The sequence below is a fragment of the Yoonia vestfoldensis genome, assembly GCF_002158905.1.
In the GTDB taxonomy this organism is placed as follows: domain Bacteria; phylum Pseudomonadota; class Alphaproteobacteria; order Rhodobacterales; family Rhodobacteraceae; genus Yoonia; species Yoonia vestfoldensis_B.
Window position 1 is genome coordinate 1,108,285 of record NZ_CP021431.1, and the last position, 25,554, is coordinate 1,133,838.

Annotated in this window: 25 protein-coding genes; 17 read left to right on the forward strand and 8 right to left on the reverse strand. The window is 62.3% G+C overall.

Annotation, left to right across the window (positions count from 1 at the left end; all coding sequences use genetic code 11):
• Window positions 1-2: 2 nt before the first annotated feature.
• Window positions 3-500, reverse strand: coding sequence for a cytochrome b (locus LOKVESSMR4R_RS05425; RefSeq protein ID WP_087206642.1), 498 nt, complete (start codon window positions 498-500; stop codon window positions 3-5).
• Window positions 501-595: 95 nt separating this feature from the next.
• On the opposite strand from LOKVESSMR4R_RS05425, the gene LOKVESSMR4R_RS05430 reads away from it, so the two are divergent.
• Together LOKVESSMR4R_RS05430 and LOKVESSMR4R_RS05435 are read left to right on the forward strand one after the other, a co-directional pair.
• Window positions 596-1,219 (forward strand): TetR/AcrR family transcriptional regulator, encoded by a 624-nt coding sequence (locus LOKVESSMR4R_RS05430; RefSeq protein ID WP_087206643.1) that lies wholly within the window; start codon window positions 596-598, stop codon window positions 1,217-1,219.
• On the forward strand, window positions 1,203-1,595 hold the full coding sequence (locus LOKVESSMR4R_RS05435) for a hypothetical protein (RefSeq protein WP_087206644.1): 393 nt from the start codon (window positions 1,203-1,205) through the stop codon (window positions 1,593-1,595). The genes LOKVESSMR4R_RS05430 and LOKVESSMR4R_RS05435 overlap by 17 nt, the downstream gene beginning before the upstream one ends.
• On the opposite strand, the gene LOKVESSMR4R_RS05440 is transcribed toward LOKVESSMR4R_RS05435, so the two are convergent.
• A complete protein-coding gene (locus LOKVESSMR4R_RS05440) occupies window positions 1,574-1,987 on the reverse strand; it encodes an RrF2 family transcriptional regulator (RefSeq protein WP_087206645.1) in 414 nt (137 codons plus the stop codon). The genes LOKVESSMR4R_RS05435 and LOKVESSMR4R_RS05440 overlap by 22 nt on opposite strands.
• 106 nt (window positions 1,988-2,093) lie before the next feature.
• Here LOKVESSMR4R_RS05440 and LOKVESSMR4R_RS05445 point away from each other — a divergent pair, with 106 nt between their 5' ends.
• Genes LOKVESSMR4R_RS05445 through LOKVESSMR4R_RS05460 form a run of 4 tightly spaced genes read left to right on the forward strand, consistent with a single transcriptional unit; the run spans window position 2,094 to window position 5,139 of the window.
• A complete protein-coding gene (locus tag LOKVESSMR4R_RS05445; RefSeq protein WP_087206646.1) occupies window positions 2,094-2,579 on the forward strand; it encodes a hemerythrin domain-containing protein in 486 nt (161 codons plus the stop codon).
• On the forward strand, window positions 2,576-3,271 hold the full coding sequence (locus tag LOKVESSMR4R_RS05450) for a 5-formyltetrahydrofolate cyclo-ligase (protein WP_237331914.1): 696 nt from the start codon (window positions 2,576-2,578) through the stop codon (window positions 3,269-3,271). Before LOKVESSMR4R_RS05445 ends, LOKVESSMR4R_RS05450 begins: the two co-directional genes overlap by 4 nt.
• Window positions 3,268-4,473 carry an NnrS family protein gene (locus tag LOKVESSMR4R_RS05455; RefSeq protein ID WP_087206647.1) on the forward strand — a complete coding sequence of 402 codons (1,206 nt, stop codon included), beginning with the start codon at window positions 3,268-3,270 and terminating at the stop codon, window positions 4,471-4,473. The genes LOKVESSMR4R_RS05450 and LOKVESSMR4R_RS05455 overlap by 4 nt, the downstream gene beginning before the upstream one ends.
• A 9-nt stretch (window positions 4,474-4,482) precedes the next feature.
• Window positions 4,483-5,139 carry an NnrU family protein gene (locus tag LOKVESSMR4R_RS05460; protein ID WP_087206648.1) on the forward strand — a complete coding sequence of 219 codons (657 nt, stop codon included), beginning with the start codon at window positions 4,483-4,485 and terminating at the stop codon, window positions 5,137-5,139.
• Between the two features lie 3 nt (window positions 5,140-5,142).
• Here LOKVESSMR4R_RS05460 and LOKVESSMR4R_RS05465 read toward each other — a convergent pair whose 3' ends face one another.
• Window positions 5,143-5,940 carry a cyclic nucleotide-binding domain-containing protein gene (locus LOKVESSMR4R_RS05465; RefSeq protein WP_237331915.1) on the reverse strand — a complete coding sequence of 266 codons (798 nt, stop codon included), beginning with the start codon at window positions 5,938-5,940 and terminating at the stop codon, window positions 5,143-5,145.
• 122 nt (window positions 5,941-6,062) lie between these two features.
• Between LOKVESSMR4R_RS05465 and LOKVESSMR4R_RS05470 the strand changes: the two genes are divergently transcribed.
• The 11 genes from LOKVESSMR4R_RS05470 to LOKVESSMR4R_RS05520 all read left to right on the forward strand — a co-directional run bounded on the left by LOKVESSMR4R_RS05470 (window position 6,063) and on the right by LOKVESSMR4R_RS05520 (window position 20,861).
• Complete coding sequence (locus tag LOKVESSMR4R_RS05470; protein WP_087206650.1) at window positions 6,063-7,172, forward strand: IS110 family transposase; 1,110 nt, start codon at window positions 6,063-6,065, stop codon at window positions 7,170-7,172.
• A gap of 376 nt (window positions 7,173-7,548) precedes the next feature.
• A complete protein-coding gene (locus LOKVESSMR4R_RS05475) occupies window positions 7,549-10,266 on the forward strand; it encodes a nitrate/nitrite transporter (protein ID WP_087206651.1) in 2,718 nt (905 codons plus the stop codon).
• A gap of 15 nt (window positions 10,267-10,281) precedes the next feature.
• Window positions 10,282-14,028 carry a nitrate reductase subunit alpha gene (locus LOKVESSMR4R_RS05480; protein WP_087206652.1) on the forward strand — a complete coding sequence of 1,249 codons (3,747 nt, stop codon included), beginning with the start codon at window positions 10,282-10,284 and terminating at the stop codon, window positions 14,026-14,028.
• The gene (narH, locus tag LOKVESSMR4R_RS05485; RefSeq protein ID WP_087206653.1) at window positions 14,025-15,551 is read left to right on the forward strand and encodes a nitrate reductase subunit beta; all 1,527 of its coding nucleotides are present in this window, start codon (window positions 14,025-14,027) and stop codon (window positions 15,549-15,551) included. The genes LOKVESSMR4R_RS05480 and narH overlap by 4 nt, the downstream gene beginning before the upstream one ends.
• Window positions 15,551-16,255, forward strand: a complete 705-nt coding sequence (gene narJ, locus LOKVESSMR4R_RS05490) for a nitrate reductase molybdenum cofactor assembly chaperone (RefSeq protein WP_204248728.1) — start codon at window positions 15,551-15,553, stop codon at window positions 16,253-16,255. The genes narH and narJ overlap by 1 nt, the downstream gene beginning before the upstream one ends.
• Window position 16,256: 1 nt before the next feature.
• Window positions 16,257-17,042, forward strand: a complete 786-nt coding sequence (gene narI, locus LOKVESSMR4R_RS05495; protein WP_087206654.1) for a respiratory nitrate reductase subunit gamma — start codon at window positions 16,257-16,259, stop codon at window positions 17,040-17,042.
• A gap of 5 nt (window positions 17,043-17,047) precedes the next feature.
• Entirely contained in the window at window positions 17,048-17,842 is a 795-nt protein-coding gene (locus LOKVESSMR4R_RS05500) for a peptidylprolyl isomerase (protein WP_087206655.1), read from the forward strand.
• 20 nt (window positions 17,843-17,862) lie between these two features.
• Window positions 17,863-18,432, forward strand: a complete 570-nt coding sequence (locus LOKVESSMR4R_RS05505) for a hemerythrin domain-containing protein (RefSeq protein ID WP_087206656.1) — start codon at window positions 17,863-17,865, stop codon at window positions 18,430-18,432.
• Window positions 18,422-19,054 carry a carbonic anhydrase gene (locus LOKVESSMR4R_RS05510; RefSeq protein WP_087206657.1) on the forward strand — a complete coding sequence of 211 codons (633 nt, stop codon included), beginning with the start codon at window positions 18,422-18,424 and terminating at the stop codon, window positions 19,052-19,054. Before LOKVESSMR4R_RS05505 ends, LOKVESSMR4R_RS05510 begins: the two co-directional genes overlap by 11 nt.
• On the forward strand, window positions 19,051-20,328 hold the full coding sequence (glp, locus tag LOKVESSMR4R_RS05515) for a gephyrin-like molybdotransferase Glp (RefSeq protein WP_087206658.1): 1,278 nt from the start codon (window positions 19,051-19,053) through the stop codon (window positions 20,326-20,328). The genes LOKVESSMR4R_RS05510 and glp overlap by 4 nt, the downstream gene beginning before the upstream one ends.
• 11 nt (window positions 20,329-20,339) lie before the next feature.
• Window positions 20,340-20,861, forward strand: a complete 522-nt coding sequence (locus LOKVESSMR4R_RS05520; RefSeq protein WP_087206659.1) for a DUF2478 domain-containing protein — start codon at window positions 20,340-20,342, stop codon at window positions 20,859-20,861.
• 281 nt (window positions 20,862-21,142) lie between these two features.
• Here the strand turns inward: LOKVESSMR4R_RS05520 and LOKVESSMR4R_RS05525 are convergent, their stop codons facing one another.
• The 5 genes from LOKVESSMR4R_RS05525 to trbL are packed head-to-tail and all read right to left on the reverse strand — an operon-like array spanning window position 21,143 to window position 25,554.
• A complete protein-coding gene (locus tag LOKVESSMR4R_RS05525; protein WP_087206660.1) occupies window positions 21,143-21,415 on the reverse strand; it encodes a DUF2274 domain-containing protein in 273 nt (90 codons plus the stop codon).
• On the reverse strand, window positions 21,412-22,611 hold the full coding sequence (locus tag LOKVESSMR4R_RS05530; protein WP_237331916.1) for a TrbI/VirB10 family protein: 1,200 nt from the start codon (window positions 22,609-22,611) through the stop codon (window positions 21,412-21,414). Before LOKVESSMR4R_RS05530 ends, LOKVESSMR4R_RS05525 begins: the two co-directional genes overlap by 4 nt.
• On the reverse strand, window positions 22,608-23,588 hold the full coding sequence (gene trbG / locus LOKVESSMR4R_RS05535; RefSeq protein ID WP_087206661.1) for a P-type conjugative transfer protein TrbG: 981 nt from the start codon (window positions 23,586-23,588) through the stop codon (window positions 22,608-22,610). The genes LOKVESSMR4R_RS05530 and trbG overlap by 4 nt, the downstream gene beginning before the upstream one ends.
• A complete protein-coding gene (gene trbF / locus LOKVESSMR4R_RS05540; protein ID WP_087206662.1) occupies window positions 23,585-24,268 on the reverse strand; it encodes a conjugal transfer protein TrbF in 684 nt (227 codons plus the stop codon). The genes trbG and trbF overlap by 4 nt, the downstream gene beginning before the upstream one ends.
• Complete coding sequence (gene trbL / locus LOKVESSMR4R_RS05545; protein WP_087206663.1) at window positions 24,268-25,554, reverse strand: P-type conjugative transfer protein TrbL; 1,287 nt, start codon at window positions 25,552-25,554, stop codon at window positions 24,268-24,270. The genes trbF and trbL overlap by 1 nt, the downstream gene beginning before the upstream one ends.

The following is a 25,554-nucleotide window of genomic DNA, read 5'->3' on the forward strand; positions in this document are numbered from 1 at the left end:
GATCAGCCCTGTGCCCGGCGCATCCGCGCCAGCGTGCCGTCGCGCAGCACGAACTGGTGGTAGAGCGCGCCGACCACATGCAGGGCGATCAGTGCCAGCAGGACAATCTTCAACACATTGTGCCCCTGCGCCGCGGCATCGACCCCGCCAAACCACGCGACCGAGCCGCTGAGCGGCATCAGGATCATCAGCGCGTAGAGGCCCACATGGGTAAGCTTGGCGAGGATACCCTGCACCTTGTTGGCCTCGATCGCCGGGGGCACACCGCGCCGGGCGCGCAGGGTCAGCCGCCATAGCGCGAAGATCAGCACCAGCGCGCCGCCCGCCACATGGGCCAGCACGAGCGGGTCGAACCCTGCCTCCAGCCCGTCGGTGATGCGGTCCCAAGCGGCCGACATCGCGTCCTTGAAGAAGTATTGCTGCGCGATCAGCGCGAAGACGAGCCAGTGCAGCGCGATCTGCAGGCGGGAATAGCCGGTGGGGGCGGTTGTGATGGGCATGGCGGGGTCCTTTCGGTCTGGGTGCGCGACTCGTGATGGAGGTTGCGGTTGCCGACAGTATATGTTAGTGAGTTATAACTAACAAGAGGTGATACATGTCCGGTCGTCAGAGCGCGGAAGAGCGAAAGACACAGATCGTGGCCGAGGTGCTGCGACTGGCTGATAAGATCGGACCCGACCGGCTGAGCACCACGGATGTCGCGCGTGCCGTAGGCCTCAGCCAGCCTGCGATCTTCCGGCATTTTCCAACCAAGAGTGCGCTCTGGTTGGCGGTGGCCGAGGATATAGCGAACCGGCTTCAAGGCTCTTGGAACAAAGCCGAGGCCGGGGCCGCCGGGCCACAGGTGCGCTTGAGGGCGCTCATCGGTGCACAGCTGTCAGCCATATCTGACACGCCCGCTCTGCCGTCGATCCTGTTCTCGCGCGAGTTACAGGTAGACAACCACGCTCTACGCGACGTGTTTCGCGGTCTTCTGGCCGTGTTTCAGGGCCGCCTTGTTGCAGCGATCCGGGATAGCCAAGCGACGGGGGATCTGCGCCGCGACGTCAGCCCGGAGGATGTCGCCATCCTGCTGACATCGCTCGTGCAGGGTGTCGCCATCCGCTGGACGCTCGGCGCGCGGGGCTTTGCGCTCGTGCCTGAGGGGTTGCGGCTGTTCGACGTGCAGATGGTACTTCTACGCGTGAAGGAGGGCGCTTGCGATGAGAAAACACGATAGACTGCTGCGCATTACAGGTGGAGTTGCAATTGCCTTCGGCCTTTTGACGGTTGTTTCGGGCGGCACCACGCTGCTTGGTGCGCTCGAGATGGGGGCGGTCGTGCTGTTCGTCTTATGGTTCAACACACTGGCTGGACTTGCCTATGTCGTCGCGGGCCTCGGCCTGTGGCAGGAGCGGCGATGGGCCTGGCCCCTGTCTCTTGCGATCTTCGCCGCAACGCTGTTGGTCTTCGCGGCGTTCGGGTTGCACGTGGCGCAGGGTGGCGCTTTCGAGATGCGGACGGTCTTTGCCATGGCCTTGCGCAGCGCGGTATGGGGCGCGATCGCGCTGGTGGCCCGGCAACTGCTGACCCGTCAGGCGCTTTCCGGTCGATAGACGCAATCGGCCAGGGTGCTGCGGTTAAGGTCGTCGATGAAGGCCGTCTCGGCATGGGCCAGCCGCGCCTTCAACCGGCAGTGCGGGGTCAGGGTGCAGGTGTTTGTGTCGGAGGCAAAGCACTCCACCAGCGCCTGATCGGCCTCGAGCACCGCCACCACATCGCCCAGCCGGATGTCCTCGGGCGCGCGAGCCAGCATCGCGCCGCCACCACCGCCGCGCCGGGTTTGCAGAAGACCGGCTGCGGCAAGTGCCGAAATCACCTTTGCCAGATGGTTGCGCGAGATACGAAACTCCGCGGCAAGATCGGCGGCAGTGTGCGCGCGATCGGGGTCGCCTGCCATGCGCATCAGCACGCGAAGCCCGTAATCTGTGAAGGACGTGAGGCGCATGGTTGCACTCCTGATTTAGTATTTACAATGCGTATTATTACGGTTTAATCGGTAATTCAAATACCAATTCGTTCATTTAGACGACTCACTACAGAATGGATATGCCATGGATGACGTTGCCACCGCCGCAGTACCGCAGGAAACCGTCGCCCTCATCGACCACATCCTGACCAACTATCACGAGATGCATAGGGCGGACCTCGCATCGCTGATCCCTCTCGCGTGCCGCGTCGAACAGGTTCACGCTGATGATCCCAACGCCCCCAAGGGGCTTGCCCAAGCCCTAACCATGCTGGCGCGTGAGATGGAGGATCACATGACCAAGGAGGAAATGATCCTGTTTCCGGCGATGCGTGCGGGCGGTGGTGCGGGCATCGAGCACCCCATTGCGGTCATGCGCGCCGACCATGACGATCACGCCGAGTCCATCGCGCTGATCCGCAAACTGACAGCCGATCTGACGCCGCCAGAGCATGCCTGCGGCTCCTGGCGGTCGCTTTATGGCGGCACGGCGACGCTGCTTGAGGAACTGGCTGTTCACATCGCGCTGGAGAACGACGTACTTTTTTCCCGGTTCGAGCCGGCAAGATGACCAAGAACGGGACATATGCCTCGCCGCCTTGCATGGCTGGAGAGGTCGATCCCGCATACGTCGACCCGCTTGGTGTCGACCCCGGGCAGGCGCGCGATGTGGCGCGCTGGCGTCGGGCCGAACGGGTACGGCTGGCCGGGCTGAGGGAGGGCCTGGGTCAGGCCGGGCGGGCGCAGGTCTCAGGCAGGATCGCGGGTCATCTGGGGAGAGTGCTGCGCCACCGTGGGGTGGGGCAGGGGACAATCCTGTCAGGCTACTGGCCGATCAAGGGGGAACCCGACCTGCGCCCGGCCATGGCCAATCTGCACGGCGCGGGCGTGACCATTGCGCTTCCGGTGGTCGAGACGCGCGCCGCGCCACTGGTGCTTCGCCGCTGGACACCCCAGACCAAGCTGGTGCGCGGCGACTGGAACATCCCTGTTCCCCCGCCCGATGCTGATATGCTGGTGCCTGATTTCGCGCTCGCGCCCTGCCTGGGGTGGACCGACGACTGTTATCGGTTGGGCTGGGGTGGGGGCTATTTCGATCGGACGCTGGCCGCGCTGACACCACGCCCCATCACCATCGGCATCGCGCTGAACGCCGCCCGCCTGCCGACGATCTTTCCGCAACCCCATGACATCCCGCTCGACCTGATCCTGACCGAGGACGGCGTCGCTGCAACAAGACCAGACCCAAGGACACACAGATGACCACCACAACCGAACAGATGCGCGCCTGGACCGGACCCGCGATCCTGACCTTCGGGTTCCGCCCGTTCTTCTTCGGCGCGGCGATCTGGGCAGCGCTGGCGATGGCACTTTGGGTGCCGATGCTGTCGGGGCACCTGACGTTGCCCACCGCTTTCGACCCCGTGTCATGGCACGCGCATGAATTTCTGTTCGGTTATCTGGGCGCCGTTGTCGCGGGGTTCCTGCTGACCGCGGTGCCGAACTGGACCGGGCGCTTGCCGATCGTCGGCTGGCGTCTCGGGATGCTTGTGTGCCTTTGGCTGGCAGGGCGTGTGGCGATTGCGGTCTCGGGCGGCGTGCCTGCTTTGCTGGTGGCCGTGGCAGATCTTGCGTTTCCGGTTGTCTTTGCGCTGCTGATCGCGCGTGAGATCGTGGCGGGCAAGAACTGGCGCAACCTGATCGTGCTGGGGATGCTGGGGGTCTTCATCCTTGGCAATGCACTTTTCCACTGGGAGGCGGCAAAGGGCGACTACGCGGCCCAAGGCTATGGCCTGCGGCTGGGCCTTGGCGCGGGCATCATGATGATCGCCGTCATTGGCGGCCGTGTGGTGCCGTCCTTTACTCGCAACTGGCTTGTGAAACGGCGAAGCGCCGTCCTGCCCATGGCGCCGATGCAGTCCTTCGACAAGGCGGCGCTGGTGGTGCTGGCGCTGGCGCTTGTGCTGTGGGTTGCGCTGCCTCTCTGGACGCTGACCGGGCTGGCCCTTGCGCTGGCAGGCGTGTTGCACGCCCTGCGACTGGTCCGTTGGGCCGGGTATCGGACCTTTGCCGAACCGCTGGTGACGGTCCTGCACGCGGGCTATGCCTTCGTGCCGCTGGGGGCCTTGGCGCTTGCTGTGGAAATCCTGCTGCCTGGGTCCTTCGGGATGGCCGGTGCCCAGCATCTGTGGATGGCGGGGGCAATCGGGTTGATGACACTGGCTGTGATGACGCGGGCCACTTTGGGGCATACAGGGCAACCGCTGACGGCGGGGACAGGTACAGTGATGATCTATGCGGCCCTGACCCTATCGGTACTGGCGCGGGTCGCCGCAGGAGTCTGGCCTGAGATATCCGACCCGCTGCATATGGTTGCCGGTCTTGGCTGGATCATGGCCTTTGGCGGCTTTGCGGTGATCTATGGCGCGCTGATTCTGCGTCTTCCTGCGGCCAAACGGGTGTGAGGGACTGTCATGGGCTGGCTTGAGTTCATCCTTGCTTATGCAGTGTTTTTTATCTCGCACTCCCTTCCTGTGCGCCCGCCTGTGCGCCCATGGGTGCAGGCGCGGCTGGGGCAAACAGGCTTTACACTGGCCTATTCCATGCTGTCGCTGGGTGTTCTTGGGTGGCTCATCGGCGCGGCAGGGCGCGCGCCCTATGTGCTGCTTTGGGACTGGGCGCCCTGGCACGTCCATGTGCCGCTAACTGTCATTTTGCCGGTCTGCCTGATCCTTGGGCTGAGCATTGCGCGGCCCAATCCGTTCTCGTTCGGTGGGGCGCAGAATGACCGGTTCGACCCGATGCAGCCTGGCATCGTCCGTTGGTCGCGCCATCCACTGTTGTTGGCGCTGGCACTTTGGGCCGCTGCCCATGTGGTGCCGAACGGGGATCTGGCGCATGTGATCCTCTTTGGCACCTTTGCAGCCTTTGCGCTGCTTGGGGGCCGGCTGATTGACCGCCGCAAACGGCGCGAGATGGGCGATAGGTGGCAAAGCCTGCAGGCGGCCGTCGCAGATGCCCCAATCATACCGGGCCGTTTTGCAGTGCTTCGCGTGTTGGCGGGCCTGCTGCTTTACATCGGGCTGATCTGGTTGCACCCCGTGCTGTTCGGGGTCAGTCCGCTACCCTGAGGGTCACGTGGCAAAGTTATCAATCAGCGGGTTGGGCTTTGCAAAACGTTCGAGATCGTCTTGATCCGCGATCGAAATTTGGTTGCCATCTACGCTAACCCCATAGGGCTGCAACCCCTTAAAGGCGCGGCTGAGGTTTTCGGGCGTCATGCCAAGCACCGATGCAAGCCTGCGCTTTTCAAAGCCGAGAGTGAAAACGGCCGCACCGTCAGCCTGTTTTTGTTGGCGTAACAGGTAATTCGCAAGCCGTTCAAGCGATGTTCTCAGCTTGAGATCTTTTTGGGCCTTGATCACCGACCGGTAACATTGTGCGAGTTCTGTGACGATGGCGCGGGCAAAATTCCCGTCGGCGTCAAAAATGGCGCGCACATCCTGACTGGGGATCAGCGCGATCCGGCTTTTTTCCAACGTGCGTGCCGACATCAGATAGGGCGCGTCTTTGACTGTCGCGGCCAGAATAAATGTCGAGATAGGCCGCACCGTAGCCATGCTGGTATCCCTGCCGTTCCAATGAGACACGAGGTCGACCGAGCCGGAAAGAACGATGTGCAAAAAATCGGCAGGTTCCCCTTCGGTGATCAATTCAATCTGGGCTGGGAAATTCTGCACATAGGCGCCGCGCATCAGGGTGGCGAAATGTTCGTCCCCCATGCCCGAAAAAAGATCTAGCATCCGAACATCGCTGTATTCTGGATTGGGCATGTCAATGTCCCTGATGGCTTGGTTGTGAATATCGCCCGCTGACTTGATTAATGTCAACTGCGCGTTTGACTTGTGCTTTCGCAGGCGTTGATCGGTCATCGGGAAGGACCTGATAAATTTATGTAAGTCATTTATTTTAGACCAGATGAGCGTTTTGCGGCGCGTGGGCCGCAAGTGTGGTTTTCTGATGAACACGGAGTAGTTCAAAAGGAAAAACGCAAATGAACAAAGTCACTTACGTTGGACTGGACGTCCATAAAGATACGATTGCCGTTGCGGTTGCGGAGGATGGCCGCAGTGGTGAGATCCGGTTCTTTGGTACGATCGCGCATTCCGCCGATTCTGTCCTGCGGCTAACCAAGCAGCTTGTGGCTGCTGGCAACACGCCGAGCTTTTGCTACGAGGCGGGCCCCTGCGGTTACGGTCTGCATCGTCACCTCACCAAACTAGGCTTTGAGTGTGCCGTTGTTGCGCCCGCGATGATCCCCCGCAAGGCTGGGGATCGGGTGAAGACTGATCGCCGGGACGCCGAGATGCTCGCGCGGCTATGGCGTGCGGGGGAGTTGACGCCGATCTGGACGCCCGATGAGGAGCAGGAAGCCATGCGTGACCTGATCCGTACCCGCAAGCAGGCGATGGATGCCGTGAAGGTAGCCAAGCAGCAGCTGCTCAGCTTCCTGCTTCGGCACGGCTTGCGATACGAGAACGGCAGCTACTGGACCAAGCGCCACCGCCGATGGTTGGCCGAGCTGCGCCGTTTCCGCTTCTCTTATCAACAATTGGCCTTCGAGGAGTTGAAGCGCGCCGTAGATCAGGCGGAGGCGCGTGTCGCCACGCTTGATCAGGCAATTGATGAAGCTGTTCGGGATTGGCACTTTTCTCCCGTGGTCGATGCGCTGCGCGCGTTGCGCGGCGTGAATACGATCATCGCGGCGACTGTGGTGGCCGAGATTGGTGACATCACCCGGTTTGAAAACCCGCGTCAGCTTATGGCCTGGCTTGGGTTGGTACCGAGCGAGCATTCCAGCGGCAGCACAACGCGCCGAGGGCGGCTAACGAAGACTGGAAATGCTTTGGCGCGTACTATGCTGGTCGAAGCCGGATGGTCTTATCGTCATCCGCCGAAAGAAGGTCAGCCGTATCTCAAACGCTCAGCCCACTTGCCTCAGGAGATCAAAGATATTGGCTGGAAAGCACAGACGCGGCTTTGCAAGCGGTTCCGCCATCTGTCGAACACTGGCAAACCTCAGCCACGCGTGCTCGCGGCCATCGCGCGTGAACTCGCCGGCTTCATCTGGGACATCGCACGCAAGACGCCGTTATCCGCGTAATGCGGCAGCTCATACTGCCTGTGCAGTACGCTGGAGATGGCGGCCATTGATAGGGAAATCCTCGGACTACGTTGGGAAACATATCCGCTCTTAGAGAGAGGTAACCCGTATCGAATTTGGTCAGGCGGTAACCAATCCGCGGATGAGAGCATGATAATCATCGGTTCGGCCACCGTCTCCAGCGCCTGCACAGGCTACATCTTTGACCAACCCGTGTCAGCGGGGTAGATTAATCGTGTCAGGAAACCCGATAACGCTCATGAGAATGTATTTTTTGGCATTTCGTGATCCAGATCAAGTTTTCTCCTGTGACACGGCATCATTTTCGGAGGCAGCCTGGAAATAGGTCGTCAGAACAACTTGCCGGAGATGCACAATGCAGACCTCAGTTACAGCCTCACCCGTCGACCAAACGCGCGCCCTGAGCCTGAGCACGATCGCCTTTACTGCCTGTTTTGCGGTTTGGACAATTTTTGCCATCATCGGTGTGGCAATCAAGGCCGAACTGGACCTGAATGACACACAGTTCGGTCTGCTGGTGGCGACACCGATCCTGACCGGCTCGATCAGCCGCCTGTTTCTGGGTGTCTGGACCGAAAAATATGGCGGGCGTCTGGTGTTCTCGTCTCAGATGATCCTGACCGCGCTGGCCACATGGGCGCTGACACTGGCGGACAGTTATATCATGTATCTGATCGCGGCACTTGGCATCGGCTTGGCTGGTGGCTCGTTCATTATCGGCGTCGCTTATGTCAGCCGCTGGTATGATGCAGGGCATCAGGGCACGGCACTGGGTATCTTTGGTGCGGGCAATGTCGGCGCGGCAATCACCAAATTCGTCGCCCCTTTCGTCATGGTCGCCTATGGCTGGCATGGCGTCGCCTACGTCTGGGCGGCAGGTCTGGCGATTATCGGCGTGTTGTTCTTTCTTTTGGCCAAGGATGATCCCGAACTGGTCGAACGCCGCAAGACCGGTGCCAAGGCGCCGTCTTTTGCACAGCAGTTTGCACCGCTCAAGAACCTGCAGGTCTGGCGTTTTTCTCTCTACTATTTTTTTGTTTTTGGCGCTTTTGTCGCCCTTGCACTCTGGCTGCCGCACTACCTGATCGACGTTTACAGTGTCGACGTGCGCACGGCCGGGATGGCTGCCGCCTCGTTCAGTCTGGCAGCCTCGCTGTTCCGCGCCTACGGCGGACACCTGTCCGATAAATTTGGTGCGCGGGCGGTCATGTATTGGACCTTTGGTTTTTCCATGCTGTTCCTGTTCATGCTGTCCTATCCGCCCACCGACTACGTTATTCAAGGCAAGGACGGCCCGATCGCGTTCTCGACGAAGATGGGTCTGTGGCCGTTCGTGGTCACGTTGTTCGCGCTCGGATTTTTTATGAGCCTCGGCAAAGCTGCGGTCTTCAAGCACATTCCGGTCTATTATCCCGGGCATGTGGGTGCTGTGGGCGGCCTTGTGGGTATGATCGGCGGTCTTGGTGGTTTCATCCTGCCCATTGCCTTTGGTGCGCTTCTTGACCTGACGGGCATCTACACAAGCTGCTTTGCACTGCTGTTCGTTCTTGTCGCGATCGCGCTGACATGGATGCATCTGTCGGTCCGTGCAATGGAACGTGCTGCCCATGGCGAGGTTCTGGACCAGTTACCGCAACTTCCCGAGATGCAGGAAATCCATACGCTGCGCACCGACATGCCGCGTGTGCTGGAAGACTGGCATCCCGAAGACCCGCAATTCTGGGAGGCCAAGGGTCGTGCCATTGCGCGGCGCAACCTGTGGATCTCGATCCCTGCACTTTTGCTGGCCTTTTCGGTCTGGATGGTCTGGTCGATGGTCGTAGCGCGTCTGCCCGCGATCGGTTTCGACTTCGCGCCAAGCCAGTTGTTCTGGCTTGCAGCACTGCCAGGCTTGTCAGGTGCGACCTTGCGTATCTTCTACAGCTTCATGGTGCCGATCTTTGGCGGCCGGCTGTGGACGACGTTGTCTACGGCGTCGCTTCTCTTGCCCGCAATCGGCATCGGCTATGCGGTGCAGAACCCTGACACGCCTTATCTGATCTTTCTGACGCTGGCGCTGCTTTGCGGCTTTGGTGGCGGCAACTTTGCCTCTTCGATGGCGAATATCGGATATTTCTTTCCGAAAGCTGAAAAAGGCAACGCACTGGCAATGAACGCAGGTCTTGGGAACCTTGGTGTGTCGGTGATGCAGTTCCTTGTCCCTATTGTCATCACCGCGGGTGTGTTCGGTGCCATGGGCGGACAACCGCAGACCATGTCCGATGGCGGGCAACTTTGGATGCAGAACGCAGGCTTCGTCTGGGTGCCCTTCATCCTTGCGGCCACTGTCGCCGCGTGGCTGGGCATGAATGACATTGCCGACGCCCGCGCCAGTTTCGCCGCGCAGGCGGTCATCTTTGGACGCAAGCATAACTGGTTGATGTGTATCCTTTACACCGGCACCTTCGGCAGCTTCATCGGTTACTCTGCCGGGTTCCCGTTGCTGACCAAACTCGCCTTTCCCGAGGTGAACGCCCTGAACTACGTGTTCCTTGGCCCATTGGTGGGCGCTCTCAGCCGCGCCGGCACCGGCTGGATCAGTGACCGCTTTGGCGGCGGACGGGTGACCTTGTGGACCTTCGCTGCGATGATCGTCGCGACCTTTGGTGTGATCTTTTTCCTTGGTGTCGGGTCGTTCATGGGGTTCTTTGCCTGCTTCATGGCACTGTTCTTCCTGACCGGGGTCGGGAATGCGTCCACCTTCCAGATGATTCCCGTGATCATGGGCCGCGAGGTGCCGCGCCTGATGCCACATCTGGGCGCGGATGACACCAAGCGCCAGATCGCCATGGAATCCGGTGCGATCACCGCCTTCACCTCGGCCATCGCGGCCTATGGCGCATTCTTCATCCCCAAGGCCTACGGCACATCCATCGCGATGACCGGATCGGCTGTCGGCGCGCTGTGGGCCTTTTTGATCTTCTACGCGGTTTGCGTGGTCATCACCTGGGCCGTCTACACCCGCCGCGGTGGCCTTCTTCACGACATCGAGTGTGGCGGTCGCGACCTGACCTCTGCCCAACCAGCCGAATAACGAAAGGACCAAGCCATGAGCCATCTGCTCGATAGAATGAACTTCCTCAAAAGCAACAAGTTGGAACAATTTTCCGACGGCTGGGGACAAACCACGTCCGAGAACCGCGACTGGGAGGATACCTATCGCAACCGCTGGCGGCACGACAAGATCGTCCGCTCTACCCACGGGGTGAACTGCACCGGGTCCTGTTCTTGGAAGATCTACGTAAAATCCGGCATCGTGACTTGGGAAACCCAGCAGACCGACTATCCGCGCACCCGCGCGGGGCTGCCCAACCATGAGCCGCGGGGCTGTGCGCGGGGGGCGTCGTATAGCTGGTATCTGTATTCCGCGAACCGGGTGAAGAACCCGCTGATCCGCGGCAGCCTGATGCGCGTCTGGCGCAAGATGCGCGAAACGATGACGCCTGTGGCGGCATGGGCTGCAATCCAGAACGATCCGATCCTGCGTGCATCATACACCAAGACGCGCGGCAAGGGCGGTTTCGTCCGGGCAAGTTGGGACGAAGCGACCGAAATCGTCGCCGCCGCCAACGCCTACACGGCCAAGACCTACGGCCCCGACCGGGTATTCGGCTTTTCGCCCATCCCGGCCATGTCGATGGTCAGCTACGCCGCGGGCTCGCGCTACCTGTCGCTTCTGGGCGGCACCTGCATGTCGTTCTACGACTGGTATTGCGACCTTCCGCCCGCTTCGCCGCAGACCTGGGGCGAACAGACCGACGTGCCGGAATCGGCCGACTGGTACAATGCGGGTTTCCTGATGCTCTGGGGCTCGAACGTGCCGCAGACGCGCACGCCCGACGCCCATTTCTACACCGAGGTGCGCTATCGCGGCACCAAATCCGCCGTGGTCAGCCCCGATTACTCGGAAGCCGCCAAGTTCGGCGATATCTGGTTGAACCCGCAGGCCGGCACCGATGCGGCGCTGGCCATGGCCATGGGCCACGTGATCCTGCGCGAGTTCCATCTGGATCGGCAGGCCGCCTATTTCGAGGAATACGCCCGTAAATACACCGACATGCCGATGCTGGTGCGTCTGGATGAAAAGGACGGCCACCTTGTGCCGGGCCGGATGCTGCGTGCTGATGATTTCGACGGGAAACTGGGCGAGACCAACAACCCCGACTGGAAAACTGTTGCCTATGATAAGGCTTCGGGCCAGATCGTGGCGCCGAACGGGTCCATCGGGTTCCGCTGGGGTGAGGAAGGTAAGTGGAACCTAGAACAGTGCGCCAAGGGGGTCGAGGCCCAACTGCGCCTGAGCCAGATATCGGAGGGTGATCACGACGAAATCGTGGGCGTCGACTTCCCCTATTTTGGCGGTGCTGCCACGGGCGATTTCGTCAAATGCGACCATCCAGAGGTGCTGACCCGCAACATCCCTGCGCGCCGTGTCACGCTGGCCGATGGCAAGGAGGCGCTGGTCGCCACCGTGTTCGATCTGTTCTGCGCCAATTACGGGCTTGATCGGGGCCTTGGCGGCGATTGGGTATCAAAGGATTTCAACGACGACAGTCCCTATACCCCTGCATGGGCCGAAAAAATCACCGGTGTCGACCGCGAGAAGATCATAGCTGTCGCACGCGAATTCGCGGGCAACGCCGAAAAGACCCACGGCAAGTCCATGGTCATCCTCGGGGCCGGTCTGAACCACTGGTACCACATGGACATGAACTATCGTGGTATCATCAACATGCTGGTGATGTGCGGCTGCATCGGTCAGGAAGGCGGCGGCTGGTCGCACTATGTCGGTCAGGAAAAACTGCGCCCGCAAACGGGCTGGCAGCCGCTGGCCTTCGCGCTGGACTGGAGCCGCCCGCCACGCCACATGAACTCGACCTCCGCGTGGTACGCCCACACCGACCAGTGGCGTTATGAAACGCTCCGCGCGGGCGAGATCCTGTCGCCTACCGCACCGGAAGGTGATTGGGACATTTCGCTGATCGACTACAACATCCGCGCCGAGCGCATGGGCTGGCTGCCGTCGGCACCACAACTCAAGACCAACCCGCTTGAAGTATCCAAACAGGCGAAAGGGGCGGGCAAGGACATTCCCGCCTTTGTCGCAGAACAGTTGGCATCGGGTGCCTTGCAGATGTCCTGCGAAGACCCTGATGCACCCGAAAACTGGCCGCGCAACCTGTTTGTCTGGCGCTCGAACCTGCTGGGATCATCCGGCAAAGGGCATGAATACTTCCTCAAGCACCTGCTTGGCACCGATCACGGTGTGATGGGCAAGGATCTGGGCCAGGAAGGCGGCGTAATGCCGAAAGAGGCCGTCTGGCATGACGAGGCGCCCAAGGGCAAACTCGACCTGCTGGTGACCATCGACTTCCGCATGTCCACCACCTGCGTCTATTCCGACATCGTTCTGCCCACGGCCAGCTGGTACGAAAAGGACGACCTGAACACGTCCGACATGCATCCGTTCATCCACCCGCTGCAGGCGGCTGTGGACCCGGCCTATGAGAGCAAATCCGACTGGGAAATCTTCAAGTCGATCGCCCGGAAGTTTTCGGAAGTGGCGCCCGAGGTGCTGGGCGTGGAAACGGACATCGTCCAACTTCCGCTGCTGCACGACACCCCCGGCGAACTGGCGCAGGCCCATGTGAAGGACTGGAAGAAGGGCGAATGCGACTTGATCCCCGGCAAGACCGCGCCGAACTATATCGCGGTCGAGCGGGATTATCCAAACCTCTACAAGAAGTTTACTTCGGTCGGTCCGTTGCTCGAGAAACTCGGCAACGGTGGCAAGGGGATCACCTGGGATACCAAGGTCGAGGTCGGCCATCTGCGTGATCTGAACGGGGTGGTGCTGCACGAGGGTGTTTCGAAGGGGCACGCGAAACTCGAAACGGCTATAGACGCGGCCGAGATGATCCTGATGCTCGCCCCCGAGACCAACGGCGAAGTGGCCGTGAAAGCATGGGAGGAACTGGAGAAACCGACAGGTCGCCACCATGCCCATCTGGCGGAGGGCGCGCATCACACCAAGATCCGTTTCCGCGATATCGCAGCCCAGCCGCGCAAGATCATTTCCAGCCCCACATGGTCAGGGATCGAAAGCGAAGAGGTCTGCTACAACGCGGGCTACACCAACGTGCATGAGCTGATCCCGTGGCGCACCTTGACGGGTCGCCAGCAGCTTTATCAGGATCATTTGTGGATGCGTGCATTCGGTGAAGGTTTTGTCAGTTACCGCCCGCCTGTGGACCTCAAGACCATCACCAAGGCCGTCAACAACGATGCGGCCGAAGGCAGCCCGCATGTGGTGCTGAACTTCATCACGCCGCACCAGAAATGGGGCATTCACAGCACCTATACCGACAACCTCCTGATGCTGACGCTGAACAGAGGCGGGCCGGTGGTCTGGATGTCCGAAGTGGACGCGCAAAAGGCTGGTCTTGTCGATAACGACTGGGTCGAGGCCTACAACATCAACGGTGCGCTGACGGCACGGGTGGTAGTGTCCCAGCGGATCAAGCAGGGCACGCTCTTCATGTATCACGCGCAGGAAAAGATCGTGAACACGCCCGGCTCGGAAAAGACCGGCCATCGTGGCGGCATCCACAACTCGGTGACGCGCGCAACGCTGAAACCCACCCACATGATCGGCGGCTATGCGCAGCTGTCCTACGGCTTCAACTACTACGGCACCGTGGGCAGCAACCGCGACGAGTTCGTGATCGTGCGGAAGATGAAAATGATCGACTGGCTGGATCAGCCTGCAACACGCAAAGTGGAGGCAGCAGAATGAGAGTTCGCGCACAAATCGGCAAGGTCCTGAACCTTGATAAATGTATCGGGTGTCACACCTGTTCAGTCACCTGCAAGAACGTGTGGACGACGCGCGAAGGCGTTGAATACGCATGGTTCAACAACGTCGAGACCAAGCCCGGCACCGGCTATCCGACCGACTGGGAAAACCAGAAGCGTTGGAACGGTGGCTGGACACGGTCGGCCAGCGGCAAGCTGCATCCCAAACAGGGGTCAAAGTGGCGGATCCTCGCGAACATCTTTGCCAACCCGTCAATGCCCGAAATCGACGACTACTACGAGCCATTCGATTTCGACTACGACCACCTGAAATCCGCGCCCGACATGGACCATTTCCCCACCGCGCGCCCCCGGTCGAAGATCACCGGCGAGCGCATGGAGAAGATCGAGAAGGGGCCGAATTGGGAGGAAATCCTCGGCGGCGAATTCGCCAAGCGGTCTGAGGACTACAACTTCGAGAGCGTGCAGAAGGAGATCTATGGAGAGTATGAAAATACCTTCATGATGTATCTGCCGCGCCTGTGCGAGCATTGTCTGAACCCCACCTGTTCGGCCTCTTGCCCCTCGGGCGCGATCTACAAGCGCGAAGAAGACGGCATTGTCCTGATCGATCAGGAAAAATGTCGCGGCTGGCGGATGTGCATTTCGGGCTGTCCCTACAAGAAGATCTACTACAACTGGGAAAGCGGCAAATCCGAGAAGTGCACCTTCTGCTATCCGCGCATCGAGTCCGGCCAGCCGACGGTCTGCTCGGAAACCTGCGTGGGCCGTATCCGCTATCTGGGCGTTATCCTCTATGACGCGGACAAGATCGAAGCGGCGGCTAGCGCCGAACGCGAGACCGATCTCTACGGCGCGCAACTGGATGTGTTTCTCGACCCCAACGACCCCGAGGTGATCGCCGCCGCCCGCCGTGACGGCGTGCCAGAAGACTGGATCGAATCCGCCAAGGTCAGCCCGATCTGGAAGATGGCGATGGACTGGAAGGTCGCCTTCCCGCTGCACCCCGAATACCGGACGCTGCCGATGGTCTGGTACATCCCGCCGCTGTCGCCGATCCAGAACGCCGCCCAAGCCGGGCAGATCGCGATGAGCGACCAGATGCCCGACGTGCGCAGCTTGCGTATTCCGGTCCAATACCTCGCCAACATGCTGACGGCGGGGGACGAAGAACCGATCGTGCATGCGCTGGAACGGATGTCTGCCATGCGGCTTTACATGCGTGCCCTGAGCGTGGACGGCGTGCGTGATGAAGGCATCGCCGCCCGTGTGGGCATGTCGGGCCGGATGATCGAGGACATGTATAAAATCATGGCCATCGCCGATTACGAGGATCGCTTCGCCATTCCCACGGCGCACCGCGAACAAAACGAAGAAGGCGCGGAACTGCGCGGGGGTTGCGGGTTTACCGATGGCAACGGCTGTTCCACCGGCGAAACCGGCAAGACCACCATGTTCGGCGGCAAGAAAAAGCAATTTGCCCTACCAACGGAGACATTCTGATGCTGGACCTGACTTTCAAGTCGCTTTCGCTGCTGCTCAGCTATCCCACAAAGGAATTGCAGGCCGCGATGCCCGAAATCCGTGCCGCATTGGCGGCCGACCCCCGTGTTCCCGCAGCGACGGGGCAGGGCTTGGACAAATTGACAGACTGGCTTGCCACCGGCGACATCTATGACGTGCAGGAATCCTATGTCATGTTGTTCGATCGGTCGCGCACATTGTCGCTGAACCTGTTCGAACATGTTCACGGTGAAAGCCGTGACAGGGGCGGTGCAATGGTCAGCCTGCTGGAAACCTATCGTGATGGCGGGTTCGATCCTGTCACCAGTGAATTGCCCGACCACCTGCCGGTTCTGCTGGAATTCCTGTCCACCCGTCCCTTTGCCGAAGCACAGGACATTCTGGCGGATGCGTCACATATCTTTGACGCAATCCGCACACGTCTGGACAAGCGCGAAAGCCGATATGGCCCCGTCTTTGCGGCCTTGATGCATCTGTCGGGAACAACCGTTGACGCGGCTGCCGTGGCTGAAATGCTGGCGCAACCCGAAGATGACCCGACCGACCTCGCGGCGCTGGATGCGATCTGGGAAGAAACCGAGGTGACATTCGGTCCCGATCCCAACGCCGGATGCCCGCAGGTCCGCGACATGCTGGCAGGCATGGACACACCGACCACCAACACCCTGAACAGGAGCGCATGACATGTTCGGCAATTTCGATATCAATTTCGTGATCTTTGGCGTCATGCCTTATGTCGCGCTGACGGTGTTCCTTGTGGGGTCTATCGCCCGCTATGAACGTGATCCTTTCACCTGGAAAAGCGCGTCCAGCCAGCTATTGCGGCGCAAGCAGCTGATCTGGGGGTCGATCCTGTTCCACGTCGGTATTCTGACGGTGTTCTTTGGCCATCTGGTCGGTCTGTTCACACCTGTCTGGGTGCTGGATGCCATAGGTATTCCCTATGGGCTGAAGCAGTGGATGGCCGTCTTGATCGGGGGGCCTGCCGGCATCGCCGCACTCATCGGCTCGACGATGCTGATCCATCGCCGTCTCGCAGATCCGCGCATCCGTGTGACATCGACCTTTCCGGATATTCTGATCATGGTCCTGATCTGGCTCCAGCTGGCCATCGGCCTGCTGACGATCACGCAGACCCTTCAGCACATGGACGGGTCGGAAATGGTCCGCTTCATGACCTGGTCGCAAAGCGTTGTAACCTGGAACATCAATGCTTGGGTCACCGTGGTCGACGTCCATTGGCTTTACAAGCTGCACATCTTCCTTGGCCTGATCATCACGATGCTGTTTCCGTTCACGCGGTTGGTGCATATCTGGTCGGGTTTTGCGGCCCCGTTCCGCTACCTGCTGACGCGGTCCGGATACCAGATCGTGCGCTCGCGCCGGCGCCGCCCGCTGGAAGAACGCCGCGCTGCGTATGATGCACGGCAAGGTAAAACCGGCCCTGAAACCACCACACCAGCGGAGTAGGCACAATGAACATCGCACTTTTCCCCGATGTCGTCGTGAACGGCGAAACCATCCCTTCGGCGGCCATCGCCGCCGAAGCCCAGAATCACGAAGCACCGCGCGAAAAGCCCGGCATCGCATGGCGCAAGGCCGCACAGGCTTTGACGATCCGCGCGCTGCTGTTGCAAGAGGCGAAGCGCCGGGGGCTGACGCCCGACCCGCTGGAACTGGCGCCAAACCGCTTCGAGACTGAGGACGAAGCCCTGATCCGTGCCCTTCTGGATGAAGCGCTGGAAATCGAGCCGATTGCCGAGGACGCGGTGCGTGCAGAATGGCAAAAGGACACCGACCGTTACAGATCCGCACCGCTCTGGGATGTCTCGCATATCCTGTGTGCCTGTGATCCGCGCGACGACGCCGAACGCGCCATGGCCGAGGCGCGTGCCGTTACCCTGCTGGCGCGGCTTGACGGTGATGCCAAGGGGTTTGCCGCCGCTGCCCGTGAAAGCGACTGCGGCTCCAAGGCTTCGGCTGGGCATCTGGGCCAGCTTGGCCCGGGCGACACCGTGCCGGAGTTCGAAGCGGCCCTGCGCGGCTTGCCCGAGGGCGGCATCAGTCCGGCGCCCGTTCTCTCGCGCCACGGCTGGCACATCATCCGCCTGAACGCGACTGCACAGGGTCAGGTCCTGCCCTATGAGACCGTCCGCCCCAGAATCGCGCAGGCCCTCGAAAAGGCGGCTTGGGCAAGGGCATCACGGGACTTCGTCGAAACCCTGGCCACCGGCGCACAGATCACCGGCGCAAGTCTTGCGCCGATCTGAACCACGCGAAAGGACGTGTCATGCAACCGTCAGAGCCTCTGCTGCGCGGGAGCGGTGATAAACCGACAAGCCCGAGCCTGCTTGCAAATCCTCTGGATTTCATCAGTGAAGATCACCTGCGCGAACGTCAGATTTGCGCAGTGATCGACGGGCTGGCATCGGTGGACGCTTTTGATCGCCAGGCAGCGACAACTGTCCTGCGCTTTCTGAACGAAGAATTGAACGTCCACCTGCGTGACGAGGCAGAGGACCTGTTCCCGCTTCTTGCCCGGCGCTGCACCGAGGAGGATGCGATCGAGGGTGCGATCGACCGGATCAGGGCTGATCAGGATGAGGCAAAGCGCCTGCTGCCGGACGTGCGTGTGATGCTGGCTGGTTGCCTCGACAGGGGGGGCGATCTGACCGCCAAGGAGCGCGCATTTTTGTCGCGCTTCGCGGGGCATGTGCGCCGCCACCTTGTTGCTGAAAACGCGATCCTCTTGCCGATTGCCCGCGCCCGGCTGACCCGGTCCGACCTGCAGACCCTGTCGAAACAAATGCGAACGCGGCGCGGGCTGCCCGACCTTTTGGAGACGACCGATGCTGACTGATCTTCTGGCCCGCAACCTGGCTTGGTCGCAACAACGCCATGCCGAAGAACCTGACTATTTCACCCGCCTTGCCGCCCTTCAGGCGCCCGAGTTTTTCTGGATCGGCTGTTCGGACAGCCGGGTTCCGGCCAACGTGGTCGCGGGGCTCGATCCGGGCGAGGTCTTCGTCCATCGGAACGTCGCCAACATCATTCATTCCTCGGACATGAACCTGCTGTCGGCGCTCGAATTTGCCGTCGATGCGTTGCATGTGCGCGAGATCATCGTTTGCGGCCACTACGGCTGCGGTGGGGTCAAGGCCGCGACCGAGGATCTGCCCCATGGTCTGGCCGATCACTGGCTGGAACCGATCCGGCGCCTGGCCCGCGCCTACGCGGTCGATCTGGGGCGCGAACCCGACTTTGAGGCACAACGCGACCGGCTGGCCGAACTCAATGTGGTCGAGGGCGTGCGGCGCGTCTGCGAAACGCCGATCCTGCAACGCGCATGGGCGCGCGGTGCTGTCGTTCGCGTGCACGGCCTGATTTACGGGCTCAGGGACGGGCGTCTGCGAGATCTCGATTGCAGCATCGGGCCCGGGCATTTCCAGGCCGCCCAATCCACACAGGAGGCATCACAATGACCATCCATCAAGCCATCGCGTCACCCGGCTGCGGCTGTGACAGTCAGGACATGCTTCACCCGCTGATCAGCATCGATGAGGCGCTTGCCCGGATTGCGGCGCATACTGTACCGGTCGGCCGGACTGAAGCCCTGTCGCTCGACCACGTCTTTGGCCGCATTCTCGCTCAGCCGGTCCGGTCCCGGTCCATGGCGCCTGCTTTCGACAATGCGGCGATGGATGGCTATGCAATCGCGACATCGGCCCTGGCTGGCGCTGGACCCTGGGTATTGCCAGTCGTTGTGCGCGTGCCTGCCGGGCAGGCGGTGACGACGCCGGTTGCTGGAGCAGTGGCGGCCCGGATTTTTACGGGCGCACCAATCCCGGAAGGCGCTGACGCGGTCGTCATGCAGGAGGACGTCCTGCGTGACGGGGACGTCATTCATCTGTCGCGCCGACCTGAACCGGGTAAGAACATCCGCCGCGCGGGCAGTGACATGGCCAAGGGGACGACCGTACTGGACAAGGGCCGCAGGCTCGGCCCGAGGGAGATCGCCGCCTGCGCCGCCGCCGGTGCAGGCATCTTACGGGTCAGGCGCAGGCTGCGCGTGGCGCTTCTGGTTACCGGCGACGAGGTCCGCCGCGCCGGGGGCGCACGCGAAGCCGCTCAGATCTGGGACGTGAACACACCGATGCTGACGGCAAGCCTCGCAACTGCTGATGTCGACATCGTCGCCTCGGCCCAGGGTGCCGACAACCTTGCCGGCCTTGTCCGTCAATTGGGCGAGATGGCGGCGCAGGCCGACCTTGTCATCACCACGGGCGGTATCTCGGTCGGCGAGGAAGATCATGTGAAACCCGCCTTCATGGCTCTCGGGGGCGAGATCCTCTTCAGCGGCGTCGCGATCAAACCGGGCAAGCCGGTGTCAGTCGGGCGCATTGGCAAGGCGCACTGGCTCGGATTGCCCGGCAACCCGGTATCGGCATTCGTCACAGGGCAGGTCTTCGGACTGGCGCTGATCCGTGCCCTGAGCGGCGAGGGACCCATCCCGACCCGGCGCCATGTCGTGACCGCAAGCCCAATCCGCCGCAAGCCCGGGCGCTGCGAACTGCGACCCGCCAGGCTGGCCGGTTTCGATGCCCAAGGTCGCGAGATCGTCCGTTTCGAGGATGCCACCCATTCGGCCCGTGTCGGGCTGCTTTCCGGTGCCGACGGGCTGATGTTTCTGCCCGCCGATGCCGATTGCCTGCCAGCCGGTGCGCTGGTCGTATTCCAACCTTTCTGTCAATCCTGAGGAGTCCAGATATGAAACTTGCCTACACGATGGCGCCGGGGCGCGGCGATACCGACCTGGTTCTTGAACGGCTGGCAACCGACCTCGCGGCGCGCGGACTCAGATGTTGCGGCACTGTCCAGATCAACAGCGAGCGCTGTGATGCCGGCCCCTGCGACATGGATGTGCGGGTGCTGCCCGATGGTGCCGTTCTGCGCATCAGTCAAGATCTTGGTCCGCAGGCGCGGGGGTGCCGCCTCGACCCGGCCACGTTGGAAACGGCGGTCGCAATGGTTGAGACTACCCTGTCCTCCGGCGCGGATATCTTGATCGTCAACAAGTTCGGCAAACACGAGGCCGAGGGGCGCGGGTTCCGTAACGTGATCGCCGAGGCGATCGCGATGGATATCCCCGTTCTTGTCGGCTTGAATGAACTCAACCGACCGGCTTTCGAGACATTCTCGGAAGGGCTGGCAGTTCAGCTGCCGTCTGATCCCGAAGCACTGATGGCCTGGGTAGATGAGGTGACGGTCGCGGCGGACGAACTGGTCTGATTTTGGCTGATTGCCGGGATCTGCTATTCGTCTTTCGGAGTTGAACACTTGCTGGTCACAGCAACATAGCATGAGCTGCCCGGATTCCGAAATTGGCCCAGTGCATGCCATGCTATCAGGCACGAAGATATGCGACCACATCCACGCGAGCGGCTGGCTCTTGAGATCGGGATTACTGGAGGATCGGACCGACTCGCAAGCAACTTGAGGAAGGTAGGGCGAACCGATGTGCGATCCGTGTGCAATGCGATCTGCCAAGAGACTTGCGATTTCACAGAGACTTAGCCGTGATCGGTATCCAGAGGCTTCGATGGGTCTGCTTTCTTGCGGTTCGCCTTCGATCCCGTTTTGCGCGCTGCAGCGAACCCGCGGTCCGTGGCCATGAAGCGGGCAAGCATTGGGGCGACGAGGCGGGCGGGCTCAAGGTCCTGTCCGGTCTGTTGGCCGAGGACCGCCGCGTAGTCGCAAAGGTCGCGGTGCACATCGGCGGGAAGTTCCACGGTCAGCTTGACCGGCTTGTCGTCATGGATCGGGCCAAGCTTCAGCTTCGTCATCTCACTTCTCCCAAGGGCTCAAGGATCAGGTCGCGGGTGACCATGACGCGGACGGGGAAGCCCGGTCGGATGGTCAGTGTCGGCGGGACGGCGAGCTGTTGCCGGACGATCTCGTCCCCGGTCCGTCCGATCGTGTCCTGCGCGGCCTCGCGGATGGCGCGGGCGACGTCATCCTCGCTGTCGGCCCCGCTTTCCAGGCCGAGGTTCAGGATCGTGGCGAGGCCAGCGGCGAGGAAGACGCGACCCCAATGGTAGTTGACCCGGTCCTGCAGGCCGGACGCGCCTGTTCCGTCAGTGCCGGGCGCGCGTTCCAGCACAATGGAGCGACCATCCGGAAGGATGAGGCGGGTCCAGACGAGGAGCAGGCGGCTTTGCCCGGATGCGATGCGGCTGTCATATTCTCCCAGAAGCCGCGCGCCTTGCGGGATCAGCAGGTATCGTCCTGAGGGGCTGTCATAGACATTCGAAGTCACCTGGGCCGAGATCTGGCCAGGTAGGTCGGAGCGCAGGCCGGTGACCAGGGCGGCCGGGATCACGGTTCCGGCCTGCAGGATGTAGGGGCTGAGTGGCGGCACCATGCGCTGCGCACTGACGGTGTCCGTGTCTCCGGGACGGGTGAGGAAGGCCTCCCGGTTTGAGACCGGATCGTTTGCCGTAGGGCTGCCCAATGTGGAGGGGAAGAGCGCGCCGGTCGCGGGGGAGGTCGGTGTGGCCTGTCTTCCGCTGCGCGGCACGGTTTGCGCCTCGGCAAAAAGGGCGCTCAGCCGGGCGGCGTCGAGTTCCTGAAGGCGGCGTTGTTCCTCCGGATCGACTGTGGGGGCCAATGGACCGGAAAGGGGCGGTGCCGGTACCGGCTGGCCGCGATCTTGCGCCCCAAGGATGGCGCGGCCCAGCTCACCGGGCAAGGGCGGACCGAGACGCGGGACATCGGCGTAATCCCGAGGCAGTGCGGACAGCCCTTCAGCCGCCTGAATGCGTTCGGTGGAAAAGAGCTCGGTCTGGTTGACCTCCTGCCGGTTGTTCTGCAGGGCCACGATCAGGATCGCGCCAAGGCCAAGTCCGCCGATTGCGGTGGCAAGGGCAATGGCCCGGCGGGACAGGCGCATGACGCGGGGCGGATCGGGCCTGAGGCGAAGCTCCTGAGCGATGTCTTCCTCGGTCCGTGGCGGCGGTTGCATATCAGGGGCTTGTGTCATTGCGCCGCCTCCGGCTGGGGCGTGCGTGGCGGGCGCTGGTCGCCATCTGTCCGCACGATCCGCACGACCTGCTGTCGTCTTTCGCCGAGACGCAGTTCTGCGGCCCCGAACAGGCGGTCCACGATCAGCACGTTGCCGAGAACGCGGGTGTTGACGATCTGGCTGCGCCCATCCGCGCCGATCACGAAGAGCGGGGGCATTTCACCCTGGGCGATGCCGGGCGGGAACACGACATAGACACGGCGCCCGTCGTCGAAGACCGAGACCGGCCGCCAGGGCGGGGCGTCGCCCTGCAAGCCGTAACGGTAGTGCCGCTCGGCCTCGGGCGGGATCGCTGGACGGCGAATTGTCGGGGTGCGGGGCGTGGCTCGCACCTCCGGATAGGCCCATGCGACGCTGGGCATCCAGGCCTCTTCATTTGCACGCAACTCGATGTGATAGGTGCGCCGGTCCGTGTTCACGACGAGATTGCTGGTGATGTCGGGGCGGGTGGGTTTCACGAGGATATGGACGCGCTCGGTGCGGCCTGCGCCGCTGGTGGTGTCGCCGATGATCCAGCGCGCGGTGTCGCCGGCCGCGATCGGGCCGGGTCCGGTCAGGCGTTCACCGGGTTCGAGCGCGATATTGGTGATCTGCCCGGGTGCTGCATAGATCTGGTAGAGCGCGCCTTCGCTCCATGGGAAAACCTGCATGGCGTTGTAATAGCCCTGCTGGCGGGGCTCGACCCGGGCTGCGGCATTGGCGGCGATGATGCGCGCCTCGGGCGTGTCCGCTACCGGATTGCCGCCGCGGGAAGGCGTCCAGGCTGGCGGCGTGTGAACCGGGCGGGGCGGTCCTTCGGCCGGGGGTGGTGCCGGCGGCGGAGCAAGGGCCGGGACCTGGTCGTCATAGGCGATTTCGGGCGGGCGCTGCCCCGTGCAGGCGGTCAGCGCCGTGGCTGCGAGAAGAAGAACGGGGATGGGGCGATGTCGTCTCATTGGGCATTCTCCCTCGACCAGTTGATGGCATGGACATAGACGCCGAGCGGGTTTGCCCGCAGGCGCTCTGCATCGCGCTGGGGCTGGATCACGACGGTCAGGATGGCGGTCCAGCGTTCGGTGGTGGCGAGCTGACCGTTTTCGTAGCGCCGCTCGATCCAGGCGACGCGGAAGCTCGACTCTGATGCACGGATGACACTCGAGACCTCGATGGAAATCTGCGTGTCGCCGACCTGCGCGAAGGGATCGTTCACCCGGGCATGGTCGTTTAGCGCGACAGCGCCGCGATCCGTGGCGAAATCGTAGGCGCGCAGCCAGTTCTGGCGCAGCACGATCGGGTCGGCCGGGACCTGCCGGACATGCTCGACGAAGCGGGCAAGATGCCAGGCGATCTGCGGATCGGTCGGACGATACTCGGCGAGCGCCGGGGCGACGGCCTGTGCCGCACCGAGGTTGTCGACCTCGACCACGTAGGGGACGACGCTGCTGCGTGTCGATTGCCAGGCGAGCGCCGCGCTGAGCCCGGCGGACAGGGCGAGGCAACCGAGTGCCATAATGCGCCAGTTGCGGGCCTGAACGCGGGCCGAGCCGATGCGCTCGTCCCAGACCTGGGCAGCCTTCTGGTAGGGGGTGACAGGCTCGGGCGTGGTGCCGTAGCGGACACTGGGGCGTCGGAACATCAGGAGGACCTTTCGGAGAGGCTGACGACCGTGCCGCCGCCGCCATGGTCTCCGGAGCGGATGACATGAGTGGCGGTGGAAAGGCCGTGTTGAAGGGATTGCTGGCGCTTCATCCGGCGCGCCCAGTCCGGTGGGCCGTCATTGGCCGGGGCGGGCAGGGCGCCACCTGCCATCCGTCCCCCGGTTGCGGCATAGGCTGCGCGGGCACCGGACTGCGCGCCTTCCGAGATCGCGCGTCGGAGCGGGCTGAACGCGGCGACGGCACCGGTCTTGCCGATAGCGGCCACGCCACCGACGGTTTTTCCGAGGCTTGTGCTGCGGGACGCGGCACCAAGTTGGTAAGCGGTCGCGGTTCCGCTGCCAACCGCACTGGCACCACGCAAAGCCGCGCCACCGGTGCCAAGTGCCATCCGGGTCCCGGCCACACCGGCGACCGCGGCCCCGCCCACGGCGATACCGGTGCCGACCGCGGCGCCTGCGCCAAGTTGTGGCCCGCCCGAGACGATGCCATTGGCGATGCCGGGGCCGAAGATACCGAGGGCGAGAAGCGCCAGCGCGCCGAGGACCACGGACATCGCGTCGTTGATTGTGGGTTCACCCGCAAACCCGGCGGTGAACTCGCTGAAGATGGTCGACCCGATGCCGACGATCACGGCCAGGACCAGAACCTTGACGCCGGAGGAAATGACGAGGCCCAGCACGCGTTCGGCCATGAACGCGGTCTTGTTGAAGAGGCCGAAGGGCACGAGGATGAAACCCGCCAGCGTGGCCAGCTTGAATTCGATCAGGGTGACGAAAAGCTGGATCGCGAGGATGAAGAACGACAGCAGAACCACAAGCCATGCAAAGAACAGGATCCCGATCTGGATGAAGTTCTCGAAGACGGCGACGAACCCGGAGAGCTCGGCGATGGAGGCGAGGATCGGCTGCCCGGCCTCAAGTCCGATCTGCGCGATGCGCCCGGGCTGCAGCAATTCGCTGGCGGAAATGGTGCCGCCGGTAGCGACCAGGCCAAGGCCCGCGAAACTGTCGAAGACGATCCGGGCCAGCGTGTTCCAGTTGCCGATGATATAGGCGAAGACCCCGACGAAGAGGGTCTTTTTCACCAGCCGTGCAATGATGTCGTCATCCGTACCCCAGGCCCAGAAGAGGGCCGCCAGCGTGATGTCGATGACGATCAGCGTGGTGGCGAGGAAGGCGACGTCGCCACCCAGAAGGCCGAAACCGGAATCGATGTAGGAGGCGAAGACCTCGAGAAACCGGTCGATGACACTGACGCCGCCCAT

Excerpts from the sequence above, each read along its gene's own strand:
- LOKVESSMR4R_RS05505 (WP_087206656.1), top strand. The coding sequence starts at position 17,863 with ATGCAACCGTCAGAGCCTCTGCTGCGCGGGAGCGGTGATAAACCGACA.
- narJ (WP_204248728.1), top strand. The coding sequence starts at position 15,551 with ATGCTGGACCTGACTTTCAAGTCGCTTTCGCTGCTGCTCAGCTATCCC.
- narI (WP_087206654.1), top strand. The coding sequence starts at position 16,257 with ATGTTCGGCAATTTCGATATCAATTTCGTGATCTTTGGCGTCATGCCT.
- LOKVESSMR4R_RS05510 (WP_087206657.1), top strand. The coding sequence starts at position 18,422 with ATGCTGACTGATCTTCTGGCCCGCAACCTGGCTTGGTCGCAACAACGC.
- LOKVESSMR4R_RS05525 (WP_087206660.1), bottom strand. The coding sequence starts at position 21,415 with ATGACGAAGCTGAAGCTTGGCCCGATCCATGACGACAAGCCGGTCAAG.
- LOKVESSMR4R_RS05475 (WP_087206651.1), top strand. The coding sequence starts at position 7,549 with ATGCAGACCTCAGTTACAGCCTCACCCGTCGACCAAACGCGCGCCCTG.
- LOKVESSMR4R_RS05440 (WP_087206645.1), bottom strand. The coding sequence starts at position 1,987 with ATGCGCCTCACGTCCTTCACAGATTACGGGCTTCGCGTGCTGATGCGC.
- LOKVESSMR4R_RS05470 (WP_087206650.1), top strand. The coding sequence starts at position 6,063 with ATGAACAAAGTCACTTACGTTGGACTGGACGTCCATAAAGATACGATT.
- LOKVESSMR4R_RS05520 (WP_087206659.1), top strand. The coding sequence starts at position 20,340 with ATGAAACTTGCCTACACGATGGCGCCGGGGCGCGGCGATACCGACCTG.
- LOKVESSMR4R_RS05455 (WP_087206647.1), top strand. The coding sequence starts at position 3,268 with ATGACCACCACAACCGAACAGATGCGCGCCTGGACCGGACCCGCGATC.
- LOKVESSMR4R_RS05430 (WP_087206643.1), top strand. The coding sequence starts at position 596 with ATGTCCGGTCGTCAGAGCGCGGAAGAGCGAAAGACACAGATCGTGGCC.
- LOKVESSMR4R_RS05425 (WP_087206642.1), bottom strand. The coding sequence starts at position 500 with ATGCCCATCACAACCGCCCCCACCGGCTATTCCCGCCTGCAGATCGCG.
- LOKVESSMR4R_RS05435 (WP_087206644.1), top strand. The coding sequence starts at position 1,203 with ATGAGAAAACACGATAGACTGCTGCGCATTACAGGTGGAGTTGCAATT.
- LOKVESSMR4R_RS05465 (WP_237331915.1), bottom strand. The coding sequence starts at position 5,940 with ATGACCGATCAACGCCTGCGAAAGCACAAGTCAAACGCGCAGTTGACA.
- LOKVESSMR4R_RS05450 (WP_237331914.1), top strand. The coding sequence starts at position 2,576 with ATGACCAAGAACGGGACATATGCCTCGCCGCCTTGCATGGCTGGAGAG.
- glp (WP_087206658.1), top strand. The coding sequence starts at position 19,051 with ATGACCATCCATCAAGCCATCGCGTCACCCGGCTGCGGCTGTGACAGT.
- trbF (WP_087206662.1), bottom strand. The coding sequence starts at position 24,268 with ATGTTCCGACGCCCCAGTGTCCGCTACGGCACCACGCCCGAGCCTGTC.
- LOKVESSMR4R_RS05445 (WP_087206646.1), top strand. The coding sequence starts at position 2,094 with ATGGATGACGTTGCCACCGCCGCAGTACCGCAGGAAACCGTCGCCCTC.
- LOKVESSMR4R_RS05480 (WP_087206652.1), top strand. The coding sequence starts at position 10,282 with ATGAGCCATCTGCTCGATAGAATGAACTTCCTCAAAAGCAACAAGTTG.
- trbL (WP_087206663.1), bottom strand. The coding sequence starts at position 25,554 with ATGGGCGGCGTCAGTGTCATCGACCGGTTTCTCGAGGTCTTCGCCTCC.
- trbG (WP_087206661.1), bottom strand. The coding sequence starts at position 23,588 with ATGAGACGACATCGCCCCATCCCCGTTCTTCTTCTCGCAGCCACGGCG.
- LOKVESSMR4R_RS05460 (WP_087206648.1), top strand. The coding sequence starts at position 4,483 with ATGGGCTGGCTTGAGTTCATCCTTGCTTATGCAGTGTTTTTTATCTCG.
- LOKVESSMR4R_RS05530 (WP_237331916.1), bottom strand. The coding sequence starts at position 22,611 with ATGACACAAGCCCCTGATATGCAACCGCCGCCACGGACCGAGGAAGAC.
- narH (WP_087206653.1), top strand. The coding sequence starts at position 14,025 with ATGAGAGTTCGCGCACAAATCGGCAAGGTCCTGAACCTTGATAAATGT.
- LOKVESSMR4R_RS05500 (WP_087206655.1), top strand. The coding sequence starts at position 17,048 with ATGAACATCGCACTTTTCCCCGATGTCGTCGTGAACGGCGAAACCATC.